Source organism: Streptomyces sp. WAC00040 (genome assembly GCF_056835925.1).
The window spans coordinates 2,782,853-2,801,133 of sequence record NZ_JAKQZE010000001.1 but is presented as its reverse complement, the minus strand read 5'-3'; the positions used below and the strand labels follow the sequence as shown (position 1 = coordinate 2,801,133).

Annotated in this window: 17 protein-coding genes; 10 read left to right on the top strand and 7 right to left on the bottom strand. The window is 69.5% G+C overall.

Annotated features, from left to right (window positions below):
* The first annotated feature begins 122 nt into the window (after positions 1 to 122).
* On the top strand, positions 123 to 791 hold the full coding sequence (locus MDN94_RS13175) for a hypothetical protein (RefSeq protein ID WP_482726021.1): 669 nt from the start codon (positions 123 to 125) through the stop codon (positions 789 to 791).
* A 415-nt stretch (positions 792 to 1,206) separates the two neighbouring features.
* Here MDN94_RS13175 and MDN94_RS13170 read toward each other — a convergent pair whose 3' ends face one another.
* Together MDN94_RS13170 and MDN94_RS13165 are read right to left on the bottom strand one after the other, a co-directional pair.
* A complete protein-coding gene (locus MDN94_RS13170) occupies positions 1,207 to 2,481 on the bottom strand; it encodes a glycosyltransferase (RefSeq protein ID WP_482726020.1) in 1,275 nt (424 codons plus the stop codon).
* Positions 2,478 to 3,062, bottom strand: coding sequence for a tetratricopeptide repeat protein (locus MDN94_RS13165; protein ID WP_482726019.1), 585 nt, complete (start codon positions 3,060 to 3,062; stop codon positions 2,478 to 2,480). Before MDN94_RS13165 ends, MDN94_RS13170 begins: the two co-directional genes overlap by 4 nt.
* An 866-nt stretch (positions 3,063 to 3,928) precedes the next feature.
* Here MDN94_RS13165 and MDN94_RS13160 point away from each other — a divergent pair.
* Positions 3,929 to 4,177 (top strand): chaplin, encoded by a 249-nt coding sequence (locus MDN94_RS13160; protein WP_482726018.1) that lies wholly within the window; start codon positions 3,929 to 3,931, stop codon positions 4,175 to 4,177.
* Positions 4,178 to 4,364: 187 nt separating this feature from the next.
* Here MDN94_RS13160 and MDN94_RS13155 read toward each other — a convergent pair whose 3' ends face one another.
* The gene (locus MDN94_RS13155; protein WP_482726017.1) at positions 4,365 to 4,862 is read right to left on the bottom strand and encodes a DUF5949 family protein; all 498 of its coding nucleotides are present in this window, start codon (positions 4,860 to 4,862) and stop codon (positions 4,365 to 4,367) included.
* A gap of 938 nt (positions 4,863 to 5,800) precedes the next feature.
* On the opposite strand from MDN94_RS13155, the gene MDN94_RS13150 reads away from it, so the two are divergent.
* Complete coding sequence (locus tag MDN94_RS13150; RefSeq protein WP_482726016.1) at positions 5,801 to 6,100, top strand: hypothetical protein; 300 nt, start codon at positions 5,801 to 5,803, stop codon at positions 6,098 to 6,100.
* A 244-nt stretch (positions 6,101 to 6,344) separates the two neighbouring features.
* Here the strand turns inward: MDN94_RS13150 and MDN94_RS13145 are convergent, their stop codons facing one another.
* Positions 6,345 to 6,998 (bottom strand): vitamin K epoxide reductase family protein, encoded by a 654-nt coding sequence (locus tag MDN94_RS13145; protein WP_482726015.1) that lies wholly within the window; start codon positions 6,996 to 6,998, stop codon positions 6,345 to 6,347.
* Between the two features lie 223 nt (positions 6,999 to 7,221).
* Between MDN94_RS13145 and MDN94_RS13140 the strand changes: the two genes are divergently transcribed.
* Both MDN94_RS13140 and MDN94_RS13135 read left to right on the top strand, forming a co-directional pair.
* Complete coding sequence (locus tag MDN94_RS13140; protein WP_482726014.1) at positions 7,222 to 7,632, top strand: rodlin; 411 nt, start codon at positions 7,222 to 7,224, stop codon at positions 7,630 to 7,632.
* Between the two features lie 276 nt (positions 7,633 to 7,908).
* Positions 7,909 to 8,142 carry a chaplin gene (locus tag MDN94_RS13135; protein WP_482727064.1) on the top strand — a complete coding sequence of 78 codons (234 nt, stop codon included), beginning with the start codon at positions 7,909 to 7,911 and terminating at the stop codon, positions 8,140 to 8,142.
* A 90-nt stretch (positions 8,143 to 8,232) separates the two neighbouring features.
* Here the strand turns inward: MDN94_RS13135 and MDN94_RS13130 are convergent, their stop codons facing one another.
* The gene (locus tag MDN94_RS13130; protein WP_482726013.1) at positions 8,233 to 9,033 is read right to left on the bottom strand and encodes a putative protein N(5)-glutamine methyltransferase; all 801 of its coding nucleotides are present in this window, start codon (positions 9,031 to 9,033) and stop codon (positions 8,233 to 8,235) included.
* A 360-nt stretch (positions 9,034 to 9,393) separates the two neighbouring features.
* On the opposite strand from MDN94_RS13130, the gene MDN94_RS13125 reads away from it, so the two are divergent.
* Complete coding sequence (locus tag MDN94_RS13125) at positions 9,394 to 10,605, top strand: pyridoxal phosphate-dependent aminotransferase (protein WP_005312781.1); 1,212 nt, start codon at positions 9,394 to 9,396, stop codon at positions 10,603 to 10,605.
* 90 nt (positions 10,606 to 10,695) lie between these two features.
* Entirely contained in the window at positions 10,696 to 11,082 is a 387-nt protein-coding gene (locus tag MDN94_RS13120) for an SCO4983 family protein (RefSeq protein ID WP_482726012.1), read from the top strand.
* Positions 11,083 to 11,189: 107 nt separating this feature from the next.
* Here MDN94_RS13120 and MDN94_RS13115 read toward each other — a convergent pair whose 3' ends face one another.
* The gene (locus MDN94_RS13115) at positions 11,190 to 12,986 is read right to left on the bottom strand and encodes an Ig-like domain repeat protein (protein ID WP_482726011.1); all 1,797 of its coding nucleotides are present in this window, start codon (positions 12,984 to 12,986) and stop codon (positions 11,190 to 11,192) included.
* Between the two features lie 164 nt (positions 12,987 to 13,150).
* Positions 13,151 to 14,971 (bottom strand): phosphoenolpyruvate carboxykinase (GTP), encoded by a 1,821-nt coding sequence (locus MDN94_RS13110; protein ID WP_482726010.1) that lies wholly within the window; start codon positions 14,969 to 14,971, stop codon positions 13,151 to 13,153.
* A 208-nt stretch (positions 14,972 to 15,179) separates the two neighbouring features.
* Between MDN94_RS13110 and trhA the strand changes: the two genes are divergently transcribed.
* The 3 genes from trhA to MDN94_RS13095 all read left to right on the top strand — a co-directional run bounded on the left by trhA (position 15,180) and on the right by MDN94_RS13095 (position 18,093).
* Entirely contained in the window at positions 15,180 to 15,857 is a 678-nt protein-coding gene (gene trhA / locus MDN94_RS13105; protein ID WP_482726009.1) for a PAQR family membrane homeostasis protein TrhA, read from the top strand.
* A gap of 98 nt (positions 15,858 to 15,955) precedes the next feature.
* The gene (locus MDN94_RS13100) at positions 15,956 to 17,464 is read left to right on the top strand and encodes a DHA2 family efflux MFS transporter permease subunit (RefSeq protein ID WP_482726008.1); all 1,509 of its coding nucleotides are present in this window, start codon (positions 15,956 to 15,958) and stop codon (positions 17,462 to 17,464) included.
* A 5-nt stretch (positions 17,465 to 17,469) separates the two neighbouring features.
* Positions 17,470 to 18,093, top strand: a complete 624-nt coding sequence (locus MDN94_RS13095; RefSeq protein ID WP_482726007.1) for a TetR/AcrR family transcriptional regulator — start codon at positions 17,470 to 17,472, stop codon at positions 18,091 to 18,093.
* Positions 18,094 to 18,281 lie beyond the last annotated feature (188 nt).

Below are 18,281 nucleotides of genomic sequence, written 5' to 3'. Positions count from 1 at the left end.
GTAGCCAACGTGACACGCAGGCGAGGCAAGCACACTGCGAAGTGGGCGCGCTTGCGGTGTGATCAACCCAGTTCAGCGAGAAAGGTTCCCTTGTGAGCCGTAAAACGATCCGCAGTTCCCGCATGAAGTCTGCCACCCTGGTTTCGGCGGGCACCCTTGCCGTTGTGCTCAATGTCGTCCCGAGCACAACCGCCGTCGCCGACGCGATCCAGCGCTCCGGCACCGAGCACAGCATGGGGCTCCCGGGCCCCAACGGCGCCACCAGTGCCGACCGCGACCGCGGCCCGAAGGGCGACCGTGGTCAGAAGGGCGACCGTGGCCCGAAGGGCGACCGTGGCCCGCAGGGCCCGCAGGGCTTCCAGGGCGCGCCGGGCCCGCAGGGCCCGCGGGGTGTCCCGGGCGTGCAGGGCCCGCAGGGCTTCCAGGGTGCGCCGGGAGTGGACGGCGCGGATGGCGCGCAGGGCCCGCAGGGCTTCCAGGGCGCCACGGGCGCGCAGGGCCCGCAGGGCTTCCAGGGCGCGACCGGCGCGCAGGGCCCGCAGGGCTTCCAGGGCGCGCAGGGCGCCGCGGAGCTCGAGACCTTCGTCGTGACCGGAGTCCAGGGGCCGCAGTCGACCGCCCTCTGCCCCGCTGACGACGTCGCCACCGGCGGTGGATACCAGGGCTTCACGGACCTCCTCGGGGCCATCAACGTCTCGCAGAGTGCGCCGGTCGGCGACCCGGCCACCGGATGGCAGGCCACCGCCACCCTCGGCGAGGTCGTCGCCTTCGCCATCTGCCACGACGCGTAGGACGCACCGGGACCAACTCTGCGGTGCCCCGGAGGCCTCGGCCTCCGGGGCACCGTCCGCATTCCGCGGGCGCCACGGATCGAGAGCATGTGCCCCGGCCATCCGGGGCTTCGCCCCCCCGCACGTCGCAGTGGCCCCGCCGATGGCGGGGCCACTGCCTTGTGGCGGTGACGGTGCGTCGGCATCGCCGGTGAGCCGTCCCGTGGTTCCCCGCCCACATTACGTTCGCTCGGACAGGGAGTTTCGCCGGTCCACGCGAATCGCAGGCTCCCCCACAGTCCCGAGTCCACGGCCGACTGCTTGAACAGTGAAGCAAGTGACCCGATCGCCGCCGCGCCTCTCGCCGTCCAGGAAGGAAGGCGCCCGGCGGGAGCTGACAGCCGCCGGGCGCCTTGCCGAGATGTCCGGGGAGACCTCAGACCCGCAGCGGTCCGCCGCACCGGGCGGCGCCTTCCTTCACGGCGATGAGGTTGGCCACGACGTAGGAGATGTTGTTCTTGGAGTGCCAGTCGGTCGGGTAGTAGGTGACCAGCCGTGAATTCTGGAACCGGGCCTGGATCTCGGGCACGAAGGTCCGGTACTGGTTGTCCGTGTAGTACCAGAAGGAGTTCTCGTTGTAGTAGGCGACGTGCGTCGGATCCTGGTACGCGCCGCGGCCGTCGGCGCTGGGTGTCATGGTGAGGAGCATTCCCCCGGGTGCCAGCAGCCGGTACAGCTCGTTGATCAGCGGCACCTTCGCGGGGACGTGCTCGAGGAAGTCCACCGCCCGCAGAAGACCGACGGAGCCGTCCGGCAGGTCCAGCTTCCCGGGCAGGGTAGCGACGATGTCGACGCCCTCTCCCGGATACTGGTCGACCCCCAGATAGCCGGGCGGCTTCCGGTGGGCTGCGCCCAGATCCAGTGCGTACAGGCCGCGACGGTGGGTCCAGGCCAGGGCGTTGGCCTCGATGTACTTGTCGTACAGGGCAACCGTCTCACGCTGGATGTGTGCGTTGATCTCCGGGTCGCGCTGCGTGTTCGCGGTGTGGATCCGCTGGAGGTACAGGCAGCGGGGAATGTGGTGGAAGTCGCCGGCCTGGAAGAGGCGGCACATCAGGTCCTGGTCGTCCAGGACCGTACGGGTGGCGTCGTATCCGCCGACCTTTTCGTAGACATCCTTGCGGAACGCCCGCACGTGGTTGGGCGCGTACCAGATGTACGAGACGTTGTGCGGCGTCGGAGCCATGGAGATGGCTTGCATCAGCCGGCGGCCGTCGACGTCCACATCTTCGTACTGCCAGCCGTGAGCCTCGTTGAAGCGAGTCTCGTCGCGCTTTCCGTCCTCGGTGATCTGCGCGGTGTTGCTGTAGGCCAGAACGGCGTCGGGATGGGTGTCGAATGCCTCGGCGAGCTCCGCCAGGCATTCCTTCGCCAGAAGATCGTCGTGGTCGAGTTCTACAAGAATCTCTCCACGCGCCAGTTCACAGGCCCTGCGTTTGGCCGCCCCGACACCGTGGATTTCGTCCGCGATCTCCACGCGGACACGCTCGTCGGCGCGCTCCGGTCGCCACCGGGCGCCGTTGTTCAGCAGGACGATCCACTCCCAGTCCGCGCAGGTCTGCGCCTGCAGGGACGCCAGGCACTCATCAAGGAAACGCGGCCTGTGGCTGGGAGTGAAGACGGAGAACCTCGGTGTCGCAGTCGACGTCATCTGGTGGCACCTGCCTGGCTCGTTGACGGTGATGGGCGTACGGAATCGTGGAAGGATTCCGGAACGAGAGAATGCAGCTCGGGATCGATCGCAACAGCACGACGGAATGCGTCCTCGGCCTCGTCGTCGCGGCCCTTCTTCGCCAGGACCCGCCCGAGGTGCAGGTAGGCCGTGGAGGCCTTCGGGTCGGCGGCAACAGCACGCTTCAGGAGCGCGACAGCCTGGTCGGGATCGCTCGACTCGAGCAGCACTGCCTCATTGAAAAGGGCAGACGCATAAGTCGGATCGATCTTCAAGGCCTCGTCATAGGCCTTACGGGCATCAGCCGTCCTGCCGTCACGCTGTGCGATGACACCCAGGTTGTACCAGGCCAGCTTGTTGTCCGGATCCAGCTCCAGAACGCGCCTGAAGGTGCGGGCCGCCCCGGAAAAGTCCTGGGACTGCGCCTGCATAAGACCGGCCTGCACCAGTGCTTGCGCCTCCGAAACGGTCCGGCTCGCTGCTTTGCCCTCGGATTCCGGGTTCGCGGCCGGCCGGGAAAGAATCGCCCATGCCGTTACCCCAACGGCGACCATCGCCATCACGGCGAAACCTGTCCACAATCGCCTACGTTTCACTGGTCACATCTCATGGAGTTGGTGGGGGAAGGGATGGATCCGGCCGATGTCAGCCGGCTGACAAGCAGTCCCAATGTCGGCGCCGACGAGACCGGGAGCCCGAACCCCCGCCATTGTCACCAAAGTTACGAGGCGACCGTTATGACATCACCCGTTGTCGGGCACTTGAGCCCCACATACCACCCGAACGTACGCATCAGAGAAGCCCTCGTCCGACCCCGATGTCACGAATCCTGGCGAATCGCAGGGCGTTTGGGCCGACCTGTGCCCTATTAGTCCGCTGATAATCCAGCACCGTGATTCGGATCGATGCGGCCGTGATCGTCCGCTGCCACATGAGCCGACGGTGAAATCCGCTGAGGCCCCGGCCAGTTCGACGGCCCGGGTGTCCGGCCGGATGGGCGCGTCCTTGCGACATGGTGTCGGCGACTTCGAAGGAGTGCGTTCCCCAACCATGCTGCGGAAAACCGGGGGTTACAGAGGAAGCGGCACACGCACACCTACTCCGACTGCTCTCCGCAGCCCTGGGGTTCCCTGTCGCTGTGCCGCACGGGCCCTCGGCCCTCACGACCGAGATCATGCCCCCTGAAGCTTCATGGACCACGCTCGCCATGGACTGCGGGAGCGCCTCAGTGCCTGCGCCGCCGGGCCGATGCGGCCCTCGACGCTGTTCCTGTTCGGTCTCCTGTGACCCCGGCGCGCGAGAGGGCAGAGAATCCGTTGGTGTCTGACTTTGCGGTGATCCGTTACCAGTGTCGGCCTTCCGCGTTGAACGGGACGTCAAGGCCGCAACACCTGCGGCCGTCTCTTCATCTTGCAAGGAGAAGTTGATGTCGCGTATCGCGAAGGCCGCCGCCGTTGTGGCCGGCACGGGTGCCATCCTCGTCGGCGGTGCCGGCATGGCCGCCGCCGACGCCGGAGCGCTCGGTACGGCCGCCGGTTCCCCGGGTGTCGCCTCGGGCAGTGTCGCCCAGGTCCCGGTCCACGTGCCGGTCAACCTCTGCGGCAACACGGCGGACGTCATCGGGCTGCTCAACCCGGCCTTCGGCAACGGGTGCGCCATCTCCGACGGCGCCTGAGCACCGAACCGCGGATGACCGCTGCGGCCTCCCCTGCACCACGCAGGGGAGGCCGCAGCCCGTAGGAGCGCAGGCCGCGCAGAAGGGGCCGGCCGGTGTTTCCGGCCCTTGCGACCTTGCCCGGGCGCAGCCGTAGTGGTCTGTCATCCGACGGCGCCGACGGCTGCGTACAGGGCCGTCGGCGGTGTCAGCGTCGCAACTGGGACACCGGGAGCAGCACGTGGGCGGTGGCCTCGAGCGCGTCTTCGTCGCCGAGGTGGGCCCGCAGGGTCTCTTCGGTGACGGGCACGCCGGGCTTGGCCTCCGGCCACGGACGTCCGGAGATCATGAAGTGCACATGCCCTCTCCGTTCGGCGGCTGCCAGCCACTCGGCCGGGACGCGGCACTGGGCGTTCAAGTAGCTCATGTTGACGACGGCCTGGCCACCCTGGACGAGCAGCTGGATCGGGGAGACAACTTCGCCGGTGTGGTCGTACATGACGCCCGGGGTGAGACCGAGCTCCTCGATCATCGCCAGTGAGGCGGCGGCCGCCGCCTTGGCCCCGCCAGTGCCGTCCCCGAGGGAGTACGCGATCAGATACGGCGTGTCGTGGCCCTGGGCCGGGTCACCGGTCCAGGCGAGCAGGGCGAGGGTACCCAACTCGCCCCGGTCTACGGTCGTTCGGGTCGGTTTGACAGTGGTCATGGTTCGGCACCCTAGTACCCTGCGGCCTCCCGGCCGCTGGCTGTTCACCTGCCCGGGTGAACGGGGCTCCGCGCCGGAACCTCAGGGGGCCGGCCGCGTTCGACGGTGCAGTACTGGCGGTACGGGACCGCGCCGTGCGGGCTCTCGAACGTCCCTCGGATGTCGCTGTGTTCGCCAACGCCCGTGCGGCGAACGGCGAACCGGCAACGCTCGCCGAAGCCGGTGCCACCGACGTCGCCGTGTTCTTGACGCCTTCGCCGGGCCCCGCTTCGCCGAGCGACGGGCTCGAAAGGCAGTTCCTCCCGTACCCCGGCGTCTCCGCGCGGCAGTGACCTCCGGTGCCCCGTGCGCGTTGGCCGCGGCATGGCAAGGACTACCGCTCCGGCTCGTTGGCAGCGTGTGCAGACGAGAACGGATCCCGCACCGTCGGCACCGCCGCCCGGGAACAGCCCGATCTACGACCAGCTGACACGCGAGTGGGCGGCAGCGGGCCGGACCATGCCGGGTCGGCCGGACGGGGAGTGGAGACGGCTCGTGCTGTTCCCGCCCCCGTCGATGGAGGAACAGCAGGTCCGTCCCCCGTCGCCGCGTCGGGGCTGGCTCCAGGACCGGCACACCGGGTGGGTTTCGCCCGACGCCGGGCGCCGGCCACGGCCGGCCACGGCCAACATCCCTGGCCCGGGCGGACCATGGTCGGGCAGCACCTGACACCACCCGTCAACGAGAAGGTGAGTGCCGCGTCACGCCCCGCAATGCGGCGAGGAGTACGGCACGTGGACGGTGGCAGACCTGCGGCGACGCCGTCCGGCCCCCGGCGGGTCGGGCCGCTGCGTCGTTCGCATGGGCGTGACGGAACGAGCGACGGGGTATCCCGCACGAGCACGGCTCGTTACGCCTGTCGACGGCGGAGAACACCGCCGGGATCAGGGAGACGAAACATGAAGTACTCGAGGGCTGCTGTCATCCTTGCCGGTTCCGTGGCGGCGCTGGGGGTGGCCGCTCCCGCGTTCGCCGCCGACTCGGCGGGCATGCCTCCCATGAGCCTGAACGGCGGTCTCGGCGAGGTCGTCTCCTCCGTCCCGCAGATGGAGGACGGCACCCATGCCGTGACCGGGCTCGACCAGGTGGGCGACGTCGCCACCGACCTGAAGAACGTCAAGGGCAAAGCGCCCGAGCAGGTGCTCGAGACTGCCGCCGCGACCACCCCGATGTTGGGCGGTGTCTCGCTCGGCGGCTGATCCGCCCCTGCGCAACGCCTCGGATCCGCCGAGCAATTCGCTCCCGTACGGCCGCCGGAGTGGGTCGAGATGTGCGTCGAGAACTCCACAGGCCAAGGGTGACAAGCCCTGTCGCACATCGTCAGCGGCATCCCGTCCTCTCGGAGAACGGCACCGCCACCCACTGATCGAAGCAGGAGCCCCGGCGCAGTGACGTTGCCGGGGCTCCTTTGCGTCGCGTGCCGTCGGCGCCCATGCACGAGGATCAACTGGTCCAGAAATCCCACCAGCGGGTCAGGATCAGCACGCCGATGATCCCGATGTGCAGCACGGGGAGCACCCAGGTGAACTCGCCGAAGAAGCCGCGCAGCGCGGCGGGGGCGGGCAGGATGCCGTTGCGGACGTTGTGCGAGGTCACGTACCAGAACATGGTGATCGTGGCGACCCACGCCAGCGAGCACCACAGACACAGCGCGTTGATCTCGTACAGCGACTGGTACTGCAGCCACGTGGAGAAGATGACGCCGAACCCCGTGCCGGCGTTCACGCCGAGCCAGAACCACCTTCGGTAGCGCGCTCCCGCAAGCACCGCCACCCCGATCGCGATCACCATGCCGTAGGCGACGAGCCCCAGCATCGGGTTGGGGAAGCCGAAGGCCGCCGCCTGTTCGCTCTGCATGATGTTGCCGCACGACACCACCGGGTTGAGGCTGCAGCCCGGTGTGAAGCTCGGGTCCTCCAACAGCTTGAACTTGTCGATCGTGATGACCCACGCCGCCAGCAGCCCTGCTGCACCGTTGGACACCAGCATCCAGGCGAAGGCCCGACTCGCGCCGACCGCCCCCCGGCCGGGTTCCCTGACGGCCCGCCGCCTCCCTTTCCGGTCGGCGGACAGATACCCGGTAGACGTAATTGTCATATTGAATTCACCGCTCGTTCGGCCCGATGGACTCGCCTATTGTGCCGCAACCGAAAGCGGCCCCGGGGGTGGGTAATTCATTCGACAAGACGGGTGAACGCGACACGCCAATGGCGCACATCGGCCACACGCGGCATTCGAGTGAACAGCCGAAACCAAACCTCCCGGGTTCCGTTGACCAGACTGCACCGCGTTCGCCGTTCAGACGAAAAGGAACAAGTAAGTGATCAAGAAGATTCTGACGACAGCCATGGTCACCGCTTCCATGGTGGGCGCCGGCGCGGCGATGGCCCCGCAGGCACTGGCTGTCGGCGACGACCAGAGCACCACCACCGCGAGCGGTGTCGGCGCCATGCAGCACTACGGCAACGCCGCCACCTACGGCACCATGAGCCCGCAGATGAGCCTGATCCAGGGCTCGCTCAACAAGCCCTGCCTCGGCATGCCCGCCAAGGCCAACCTCGGCTCGCTCGCCGGCGTCGTTCCGGTCGGCGTCGAGGACGTCCCGGTCCTGTCGGCCCCGCAGAACCAGCAGTGCGTCGAGAACTCGACCCAGGCCAAGGGTGACGAGCCCCTGTCGCACATCCTCAGCGACATCCCGGTCCTCTCGGAGAACGGCACCTCCACCCGCTGATCACCGGGCCGAAGGGCTGCCCCGTCCGTGTCGCACGGAGCAGCTACGCGCCGGAGGTAACTCCCGGAAGGGGAAATTCCTCCGCGAATCCCGTGCATGGGTTCGACAGTTGCATGAGACATACGAGTGACTTTCCGACCCCGTGGTCGCGCGTCGGCCACCCGGCGGGGAATCGATTCGTTACTAGTACTGCGGAGGCGCATGTCTGCATGGCTGAAATGCAGCTTCGCGACACGAAAGCCGTACCGCGTACAGCGCCCTGCTGAAAGGATCAAAATGAAGTACACAAAGGTTGCAGCCGTTGCCGCCGGTCTTGTCGTGGCGCTCGGCAGCGCCGCGCCCGCCATGGCCGACGCGGGTGCCGAGGGCATTGCCGCCGGTTCCCCCGGCGTCCTGTCCGGCAATGTCATCCAGCTGCCGGTCAGCGTTCCGCTGAACCTCACCGGTAACTCGGTGAACGTGCTGGGCCTGCTGAATCCGGCGAGCGGCAATACCTCCGTCATCGGCTGACACTCCGTCCGGCGCCCCTCGGGCGCGGTGACGGAACGGCCCCGGGGAGCGATCGCTCCCCGGGGCCGTTCCGCTGTTTCGACTTCTCGGCTATCGGGGCCTGGTACCGATCACCACGGTGGCGTCCGACTCCTCGTGAACGGCGATATGTGGGCAGAGACCGTGATCGGCGAACGCGGCAGCGGTTCGCGGGGCCTGCCGCTCGCTCGTTTCGACGAGCAGCGCCCCGCCGGGCGCCAGCCACCGGCCGGCCCCCGCGGTCACCCGCCGCTGGATGTCGAGCCCGTCGGCGCCGCCGTCGAGAGCCACCAGCGGCTCGAAGTCACGGGCCTCCGGAGGCAGCAGCCCGATCTCGCCGGTGGGTACGTACGGGGCGTTGGCGATGAGCACGTCGACCCGGCCGGCCAGCGCGGGCGGCAACGGATCGTAGAGGTCCCCCTGGTGGACCCGGCCGCCGACGGGTTCGACGTTGCGCCGGGCGCACCGCACGGCGGCGGGCTCGATGTCGGCGGCGTGCAGCTCACCGGCGCCGACGGCGCGCAGCACCGCCGCCCCCAGCGCTCCGGAACCGCAGCACAGGTCGACGACGACGGGGCGGGGCGGGGCCAGGGCGATCGCCCGGCCGACGAGGAACTCACTGCGGCGACGCGGCACGAAGACCCCGGGGTCGACGGCCACGCGCTCGCCGCGGAACTCGGCCCAGCCGAGCACGTGCTCCAGAGGGAGACCGAGGACGCGCCGCTCGACCATGGCGGCGAGTTCGCGGTGGTCGCGGGCGGCGGAGATCAACAGATCCGCCTCGTCCTCGGCGAACACGCAGCCCGCGGAGCGGAGCGCGGAGACCACGGAGGAGACGGAGGAAGGGGACGGGTACAGCTCGAAGACCGACATGAAAGCCTTTCGGGGGCACCGATGGGGGCGCCCTCGCGGTCACCTGTGCCCGGTGGACCGTACGGCTGTGGGAGAGAGCGCCCAGCCTGCTGCTGCGGGAATGGGACTCACCTCCTCGGTCGTGGCACCGCTCCCGGATCGCCGGAAGCACTGCTCGGGCGAGCCACCTTACCGGAAGGTGACGAGGGCAACACCCACGCCGCCGACCGCCGGTTTCACAGGCGTCCGGCCTTCTTCGCCCCGGTTTCGAAGGGTCCGCGACCGTGCCACCCGGTGAGCAACAAAGCAGACATTCATGCCGCGCTCCCGGTGGCCCAAAACATGGAGCGATCAGCGTTATGCGCCCGTAAGCTCACAGACATGCAGGTGATCCAGTCCACGAAGCTCGCGAACGTCTGTTACGAAATCCGGGGCCCGGTCCTCGAGGAGGCGATGCGGCTCGAGGCAGCAGGTCATCGCATCCTCAAGCTGAACACGGGCAACCCGGCCGCCTTCGGGTTCGAGTGCCCGCCGGAGATCCTCGAGGACATCCTCCGCAACCTCAGCACCGCCCATGGTTACGGCGACGCGAAGGGACTGCTGTCCGCCCGGCGGGCGGTGATGCAGCACTACCAGACCAAGGGCATCGAGCTCGGCGTCGAGGACATCTATCTGGGCAACGGCGTCTCCGAGCTGATCCAGATGTCGATGCAGGCGCTGCTCGACGACGGCGACGAGGTACTCGTACCGGCGCCCGACTATCCGCTGTGGACGGCGTCGGTGTCGCTGTCCGGCGGCACGGCCGTGCACTACCGGTGCGACGAGCAGTCCGACTGGATGCCCGACCTCGCGGACATCGAGCGCAAGATCACCGACCGCACCAAGGCGATCGTGATCATCAATCCGAACAACCCGACGGGCGCCGTCTACGACGACGAGATGCTGCGCAGCCTCACCGAGATCGCCCGGCGCCACAACCTGGTCGTGTGCTCCGACGAGATCTACGACCGGATCCTGTACGACGGCGCGACCCACACCCCCACCGCCGCACTCGCCCCGGACCTGATGGTTCTCACCTTCAACGGGCTGTCCAAGAACTACCGGGTGGCCGGCTACCGGGCCGGCTGGATGGCGGTCTGCGGTCCCAAGGCGCACGCATCCTCGTACATCGAGGGGCTGACGATCCTCGCCAACATGCGGCTGTGCGCCAACATGCCCTCGCAGCACGCGGTGGCCACGGCGCTCGGCGGGAGGCAGTCGATCGAGGAGCTTGTGCTGCCGGGCGGCCGGATCCTCGAGCAGCGGGACGTCGCGTACGACCTGCTGACACAGATCCCCGGGGTGACCTGCGTGAAGCCCAAGGGGGCGCTCTACCTGTTCCCTCGGCTCGACCCGAAGGTCTACAAGATCAAGGACGACCGGCAGATGGTGCTGGACCTGCTGCGGGCCGAGAAGATCATGGTCGTCCACGGCACGGGATTCAACTGGCCGGAGCCGGACCACTTCCGGATCGTGACCCTGCCGACGGCGAAGGACCTGGCGGACGCCGTGACCCGGATCGGCACGTTCCTGGACGGATACGGACAGCCGTAGGGCGCCGCCCACGGGACTCCCAAAGGCACTCAACTTTAGACTCGATCCAATGTAGGATGGTCTCCTGACTGTGAGCAGGAGGCCATCCCCATGTACGAGCCGATCCGCACCAAGTCGGTCCACTCGATGGCCGACGAGGCGCAGTACCCCCACCGCAGCCGTGAGGAAGAGCTGGACATCCAGTTGGCCGGGCATCTCGCCGCACTGCTGGCGGTGACCGACGAACTGGGCCTCGACCGGGCGGCGGACGCCATCGCCGAGCAGGTCTCGAGGCTCCGTGGCGCACCGCCGGCCCGCCACGCGGGGCGCAGCGGCGCCGACCGGGCCGACCTGCACCGGCGCGCTCACTCCCTCGCCGGCCGCGCCCTCGTCGTCGCCGCCTCGCGCGCCGACACCGCCGCCGCGATCCTCGCCGCGGAGCGGATGGACGCGCACAGTGCGGCGCTCGCCGACCAGCATCTGGTCGGCGCCCCCTGACGGCCCCGGTCCGCGGCCGGGGAGGCTGCGGACCGGGTGCCACGACCTCCGGCCGCACGGTCGGCAGGCCGGTCCGCCGGCCCTTCGAGGGACCGGCGGACCGTGGCTCAGCGGGTGACGAACACCGTCGCAGACGCCTCGCTGCCGGTGTGCAGGTCGTCGCCCCCGTACGACACCGTGTACGTCACGTCGCGCCGTGCGCGCGGCAGGTCCTTGATCGTGAACGTGCCGTCGGCCGCGACCGGCACCGAGGACAGGGTGCCCGTGCCCAGTCGGTCGGTGCGCTCGACCGCGAGCGTCACGCCGGCGGGGAGCGCCCGGCCCTGGGCGGTCAGCCTGCCGGTGATCTCGACGCCGGCGGCCATCGACGCCTCCGCCGGCGCCGTGAGCGAGATCGACGTCGGCGCCTTCGCGACGTCGACGGTGAGGGAGATGTCCTCGGCCGGGCGGTGGGTGAGGTCGCCGAGGAACGAGACCGTGTAGGTCGCGCTGCCGACGGCGTCCGGCACGTCAAGCACCGTGAAGGTCCCGTCCGCCGCGACCTCCGCCTCGGCGAGCTTGCGCGTGCCGTCGGCCGTGGTGCGTACGGCGCTGACCCTGACGGGCTCGGCGGGCGCGGTGCCGTCGAGTTCGAGGCGGCCGCGGATGCCGACCGGTTCGCCGACGACGGCCTGTCCCGGGGTGTGGGTCAGCGCGCCGGAGAAGCGGGAGTCGTACTGGGCTGCCGGGGGCTGCACGATGTGCAGCCAGAAGGCGTTGCCGTACGCGTTGGTGGTGACGGCGAACAGTCGGGAGCCGTCCTTGGACCACTCAAGGCCGCGCGGGACGACACGGCTTCCGTCGAGGTCGCCCTCGAAGGCGAACTCCATCGCCGTCGTGCCGTTCGCCGGGTCGGCCGGCTGGATCAGCAGGTCGGGGGTGCTGCCCATGGCCGAGGCTCCGCGCGCCACGTACTTCCCGTCGCCGCTGAAGGCGACGGCGGACGCCGTTGCGCCCGTGGGCAGCGGCTGGTAGCCGGGGCCGGCGTCGCTCAGGTCGCCGGAGTTCAACAGGCGCGTGCCGTACGCGGCGTCGGCGACCGCGAGCCGGCTGCCGTCCGCGCTGACGGCGATGTCCTTCAGGTCCAGCGCGCCCTTGCCCTCGGCGTCCGCGAAACGGCGGGAGTCACCGCGTACCGGGGAGTCGCCGGCGGTGTCGAACGAGGTGAGGAACGGGTCGGGGGCCACCGGCCCCTTGGTCTGGCCCATGAACAGCCGGTCCGCCGCCCCGTCACCGGTCGACAGCAGCAGCTTGCCCGCGGCGTTCCAGTTGGTGCGTGTGTGCACCCCGCCCACCACCGAGTCCAGGTCGGTCCGGTTCTGGTCGCAGTAGGAGTCGTTGGACGCGGGGGTGGTGGTGTGCCAGCGCTTGGTTCCGGTGACCGCGAGTTCCCGGCCGCAGGAGTCCTGGTAGGCGGCGGTGCGGCCGGTCTCCCGAAGGGTCAGGGTGTCGTAGGCGAAGACGCCTTCGCGCTGGCCCACGTACAGGGTTGCCGCGTCCTCGCTCAGCGCGAGACCGGAGGCGCGGCTCTCGGTGGTGAACGAACCGACCCGGTGGCCCTCGAAGTCGTAGGCGACGACCACGCCCCCGTACAGGGCGGCCGTCGACTTGTCGGAGATGAAGACGCGCTGGTTCCGCGAGTCGACCACCATGTCCGAGAACGAGGAAGCGGGCAGCTTCGCCACCACGTCGGACGCTTCCGCCGCGTGTGCGGCGGGAGCCGCGAGGACGAGCCCCGTACCGCCGACCGCGAATGCGGCCACCATCGCGGCAAGACGTCTCGCGTTGTACTGAAAAGCGCTCAACTGTGCCCCCCACAGGCTCAATTCACGTTCGTCGTCGAACATGAAGATCCCATGGAACATGTGAGCGAGGTGTGTACGCAAGACGCCGCGCCTGAGCACCGAGAGACTTCGGCCCCCGGAGCCTGAGGGGGCTCCGGGGGCCGTTCACGCGTGACGGGTCGTTCGTGACCCCCACTGGTCAGGGCGGATGTCGGGGCGCCCCGCCACGCGGCCTACGGGGTGGCTCAGCCGAGGCGGGCCACCAGCGCGCGGTACTCGTCCCACAGTTCCTTGGGCGTGTGGTCACCGAAGGTGTTGAGGTGCTCGGGAACCAGAGCGGCCTCCTCGCGCCAGACCTCGGCGTCGACCTTGAGCAGGAAGTCGAGGTCCTCCTCCGGCATGTCCAGGCCCGCGGTGTCGAGCGCGTCGCGCGTCGGCAGGATGCCGATCGGCGTCTCGACACCCTCGGCCTTGCCCTCGAGACGCTCCACGATCCACTTCAGCACGCGGCTGTTCTCGCCGAAGCCGGGCCAGACGAACTTGCCGGCGTCGTTCTTGCGGAACCAGTTCACGTAGTAGATCTTCGGCAGCTTGGAGGCGTCCGCATCGGCTCCGACCTTGAGCCAATGGGCCATGTAGTCGCCCATGTTGTAGCCGCAGAACGGCAGCATGGCGAACGGGTCGCGGCGCAGCTCACCGACCTTGCCCTCGGCGGCGGCGGTCTTCTCGGAGGCGACGTTCGCGCCCAGGAAGACGCCGTGCTGCCAGTTGAAGGACTCGGTCACCAGCGGGACCGCGGAGGCGCGGCGGCCGCCGAAGAGGATCGCCGAGATCGGCACGCCCTTGGGGTCCTCCCACTCCGGCGCGGCGATCGGGCACTGCGAGGCCGGGACGGTGAAGCGGGCGTTGGGGTGGGCGGCCGGAGTCGGGGACTCGGGCGTCCAGTCGTTGCCCTTCCAGTCCGTGAGGTGGGCCGGGGGCTCCTCGGTCATGCCCTCCCACCACACGTCGCCGTCGTCGGTGAGCGCGACGTTGGTGAAGACGGCGTTGCCCCAGAGCGTCTTCATGGCGTTGGCGTTGGTGTGCTCACCGGTGCCGGGCGCGACGCCGAAGAAGCCCGCCTCGGGGTTGATCGCGTAGAGGCGGCCGTCCTCGCCGAAGCGCATCCAGGCGATGTCGTCGCCGATGGTCTCGACCGTCCAGCCGGAGATCGTGGGCTCCAGCATGGCGAGGTTGGTCTTGCCGCAGGCGGACGGGAACGCGGCGGCCACGTACTTGGACTCGCCCTGCGGCGGGGTGAGCTTGAGGATCAGCATGTGCTCGGCGAGCCAGCCCTCGTCGCGTGCCATGACGGACGCGATGCGCAGCGCGTAGCACTTCTTCCCGAGCAGGGCGTTGCCGCCGTAGCCGGAGCCGTAGGACCAGATCTCACGGGTCTCGGGGAAGTGCGAGATGTACTTGGTGGAGTTGCACGGCCACGGGACGTCGGCCTCGCCCTCCGCCAGGGGCGCGCCCAGCGTGTGGACGGCCTTGACGAAGAAGCCGTCCTCGCCCAGTTCGTCGAGGACGGCCTGCCCCATGCGCGTCATGGTGCGCATGGACACGGCGACGTAAGCCGAGTCGGTGATCTCGACGCCGATCGCGGACAGCGGCGAGCCGAGCGGGCCCATGCAGAAGGGCACGACGTACATCGTGCGGCCCTTCATCGAGCCGCGGAAGATCCCCTTGTCACCGGCGAAGATGTCCTTCATCTCCGCGGGCGCCTTCCAGTGGTTCGTCGGGCCGGCGTCCTCCTCCTTCTCGGAGCAGATGAAGGTGCGGTCCTCGACGCGGGCGACGTCGGAGGGGTCGGACGCGGCGTAGTAGGAGTTCGGGCGCTTGATCGGGTCCAGTTTCTTGAACGTGCCCTTGGCCACCAGCTCCTCGGCCAGCCGCTCGTACTCGGCCTCCGAGCCGTCGCACCAGACGATGTTGTCCGGCTGCGTGAGAGCTGCGATCTCGTCGACCCAGGAGATGAGCTCCTGGTGATTGGTGGGGACGCTGGGAGCCGCGATGTCGCGCGCCACGATCGCTCCTAAGTGAGGGTTTGTTTGGTTTGTGCCCCGTGGGGGCCGCGACCCGGATGCTTCGTACCTAACTTTTGGCTGGCGCTCATCCGGTGCCGACCGCACTCATCTGATCATCGATGCCGAATGCCCATATGTCCAGAGGCCCTCTCACGTGAGCATCGCCACTCGTCATTGTTACCTACGGTTGCGTAGGTAGCATTCGGGCATGACTGCAGCCATGCCCGACGTGACCGAGATCGACCCGCCCCCGGTGAAACCGCGGCTGCGCGGGTGGCTGCACGCAGGAATGTTCCCCGCCGTGGTGATCGCGGGAATCACCCTCACCGCACTCGCGGACTCGACCAAGGCCAAGATCGCCTGCGGCGTCTACGTGGCGACCGCCTGCCTCCTCTTCGGCGTCAGCGCGCTCTACCACCGCGGCGACTGGGGCCCGCGCGCCACGGCCGTGCTGCGCCGACTGGACCACGCCAACATCTTCCTGATCATCGCGGGCACCTACACGCCGCTCACGCTGCTCCTGCTCCCCTCGTCCACCGGACGGGTACTGCTGTGGGCGGTCTGGGTGGCCGCGGTGGCCGGGATCGCCTTCCGGGTGTTCTGGGTGGGCGCACCGCGCTGGCTGTACACGCCCTGCTACATAGCGATGGGCTGGGCCGCGGTGTTCTTCCTGCCCGACTTCCTGCGCGAGGGCGGCATCGCCGTACTCGTGCTGGTGGTCGTCGGCGGACTGCTCTACAGCGCGGGCGGCGTGATCTACGGGCTCAAGCGGCCGAACCCGTCACCGCGCTGGTTCGGCTTCCACGAGGTCTTCCACTCCCTCACGCTCGCGGCGTTCATCGTCCACTACGTGGGGATCTCCCTGGTGGCGTACCAGCACTCCTGAGCCGGCGCGCCCGGCTCAGGACCACAATCAAATATTGACGCTCCCCTCTTTTTGAGAGTTACTGTCACTCGACACTCACTCTCCGAAGGAGGTGCGTCATGTCCGTACCCGACCCCCGGCGCTGGTGGGCCCTGGCGGCGATGGTCGCGAGCCTGCTCGTCCTGGGCTTCGACATGACCATCCTGAACGTGGCCCTGCCCGCCATGGCGGAACAGCTCGGCGCCACCACAGGGGAGCAGCAGTGGATGGCGGACGGCTACGTCGTGGTCTTCGCCGCCCTGATGCTCCCGGCCGGGCTGATCGGCGACCGGTTCGGCCGCCGGCGGATGCTGGTGACGGGCCTGGGCGTCTTCCTGGCCGGCTCCGTCGTCGGCGCACTCGCCGGCGACGTCACCACCGTCATCGCCGCACGCGCCGCCATGGGCGTCGGCGCCGCCTTCGTGATGCCGCTCGGCATGGCTGTCGTGCCGTCGCTTTTCGCCGGCCGGGAGCGTGCCAAGGCTGTCGGCGTCGTCACCGCCGCCTCCGCGCTAGGACTGCCGCTCGGGCCGGTCGTCGGCGGGTGGCTGCTCGACCACTTCTGGTGGGGCTCCGTCTTCGTCGTCAACATCCCGATGGTCGCGATCGGGATCACCGCCTGCATGTTCCTGCTGCCGGAGACCCGCGACCCCGCGGCGCCCCGGGTCGGCGTCCTGTCCACGGCGCTGACGGCAACCGGTCTCGGCGCACTGATCTACGGGATCATCGAGGCGCCCGTCCGCGGCTGGACGGACCCGGCGGTCCTCGGCGCCCTCGCCACCGCCGCGGTGCTGATCGCGGCCCTCGTCGTCCGGGAGAGTCGCGCCGCGCGGCCCATGCTCGACATGGCTCTCCTCGCCGACCGCTCGTTCCTGCTCAACACCCTGACCGTGACCCTGGCGATGTTCGTGCTCTCCGGGCTGATGTTCGTGCTCCCGCCGTACCTCCAGGCCGTCCTCGGGAACGACGCCTTCGGCACCGGGGTGCGGATGCTGCCGCTGATGGGCGGGCTGATCGTCGCCGCCAAGGGCAGCGCCCCGCTGGCCGAGCGCTTCGGCGCCCGTGCGGTGATCACCGCCGGGCTCGTCGTCCTCGCCTTCGCGGGCTTCCTCGGCAGCCGCGTCACCCCCGAGAGCGGCTACGGCTTCACCGCGCTGTGGCTGTCGGTCGCCGGGCTCGGCTTCGGCTTCTCGATGGTGCCCGCGATGACGGCCGCCATCGACACCCTGCCGCCGGACCGCGCGGGCTCCGGCTCCGGGTTGCTGACGACCGTACGCCAGGTCGGCAGCGCGATCGGGATCGCGCTCATCGGGTCGCTGCTGGCGGCCGTCTACGAAAGCCGGCTGCCGGCCGGCGCTCCCGACGCGGCCGGGGACTCCGTGGTCGCCGCGCATCTGCTGGGCGACCCGGTGCTCACCGCGGCGGCGGACGCCGCGTACGCGAGGGGCGTGGGTGTGGTGCTGCTGGTCTCCGGGATCGCCGCGCTGATCACGGCGCTCCTCGCGGCGGCGCTGCTGCCGAGGACGGGGAGCACCGTGGCCGCCGTGACCCCGGGCGTGGCCGGGGCGGCGGCGGATGCCCGACAATGACGACCATGGCCGCCACCGCACCTCTCCCGTTCGAACAGCACCAGCCCCCGATGGGGCTGCGGGAGCGCAAGAAGCTCAAGACCCGTATCGCGATCCGCAAGGCCACCTACCGGCTGATCGCCGAGCAGGGGTACGACGCGACCACGGTCGAGCAGATCGCGGCGGCGGCGGAGGTCTCTCCCTCCACGGTCTTCCGCTACTTCCCCACCAAGGAAGACATCGTCCTCACCGACGAGTTCGACCCGGTCATGGAAGCGGTACTGCGGACGCGGCCTGCGGATGAACCACCGCTCGAGTCCCTGCGGGTCATCCTGACCGGCGCCGTCGCCGCGATCCTCGAGAACGAACCCGAGGAGATGCGGCTGCGCACCCGGCTCATGCTCGAGGTCCCCGCCGTGCGGGCCCGGATGACGGAGACGATGGCCGAGACCTCTCAGCTGCTTGCCCGCCCGATCGCCGACCGGGCGGGCCGGGAACCGGACGACCTGGAGGTACGGGTCTTCACCGCCGCCGTCATGGCCGCGCTGCGCGAGGCGCTGATCCACTGGGGCGAGCGCGGCCAGCAGGACGACCTGGTCGCTCTCGTGGACCGCACGCTGGACGTGCTGGAGGGCGGCCTGCGGCTGTGACTGCCCGGTGACACCGGGAGGTTCGCCCTGCGGGGGTGCCGTACGGGGCGGCGATCCGCTGCCCTACCATGACGCGCCGACTTCCACGAGTCCATGAACCTCGGCCGGCACCGCATCTGACGCCGCGCCGACACCCTCGCCGACCAGGGGAGGGCGTCGGTCCGGCCCCGGTCGAACCGGGCCGAGCC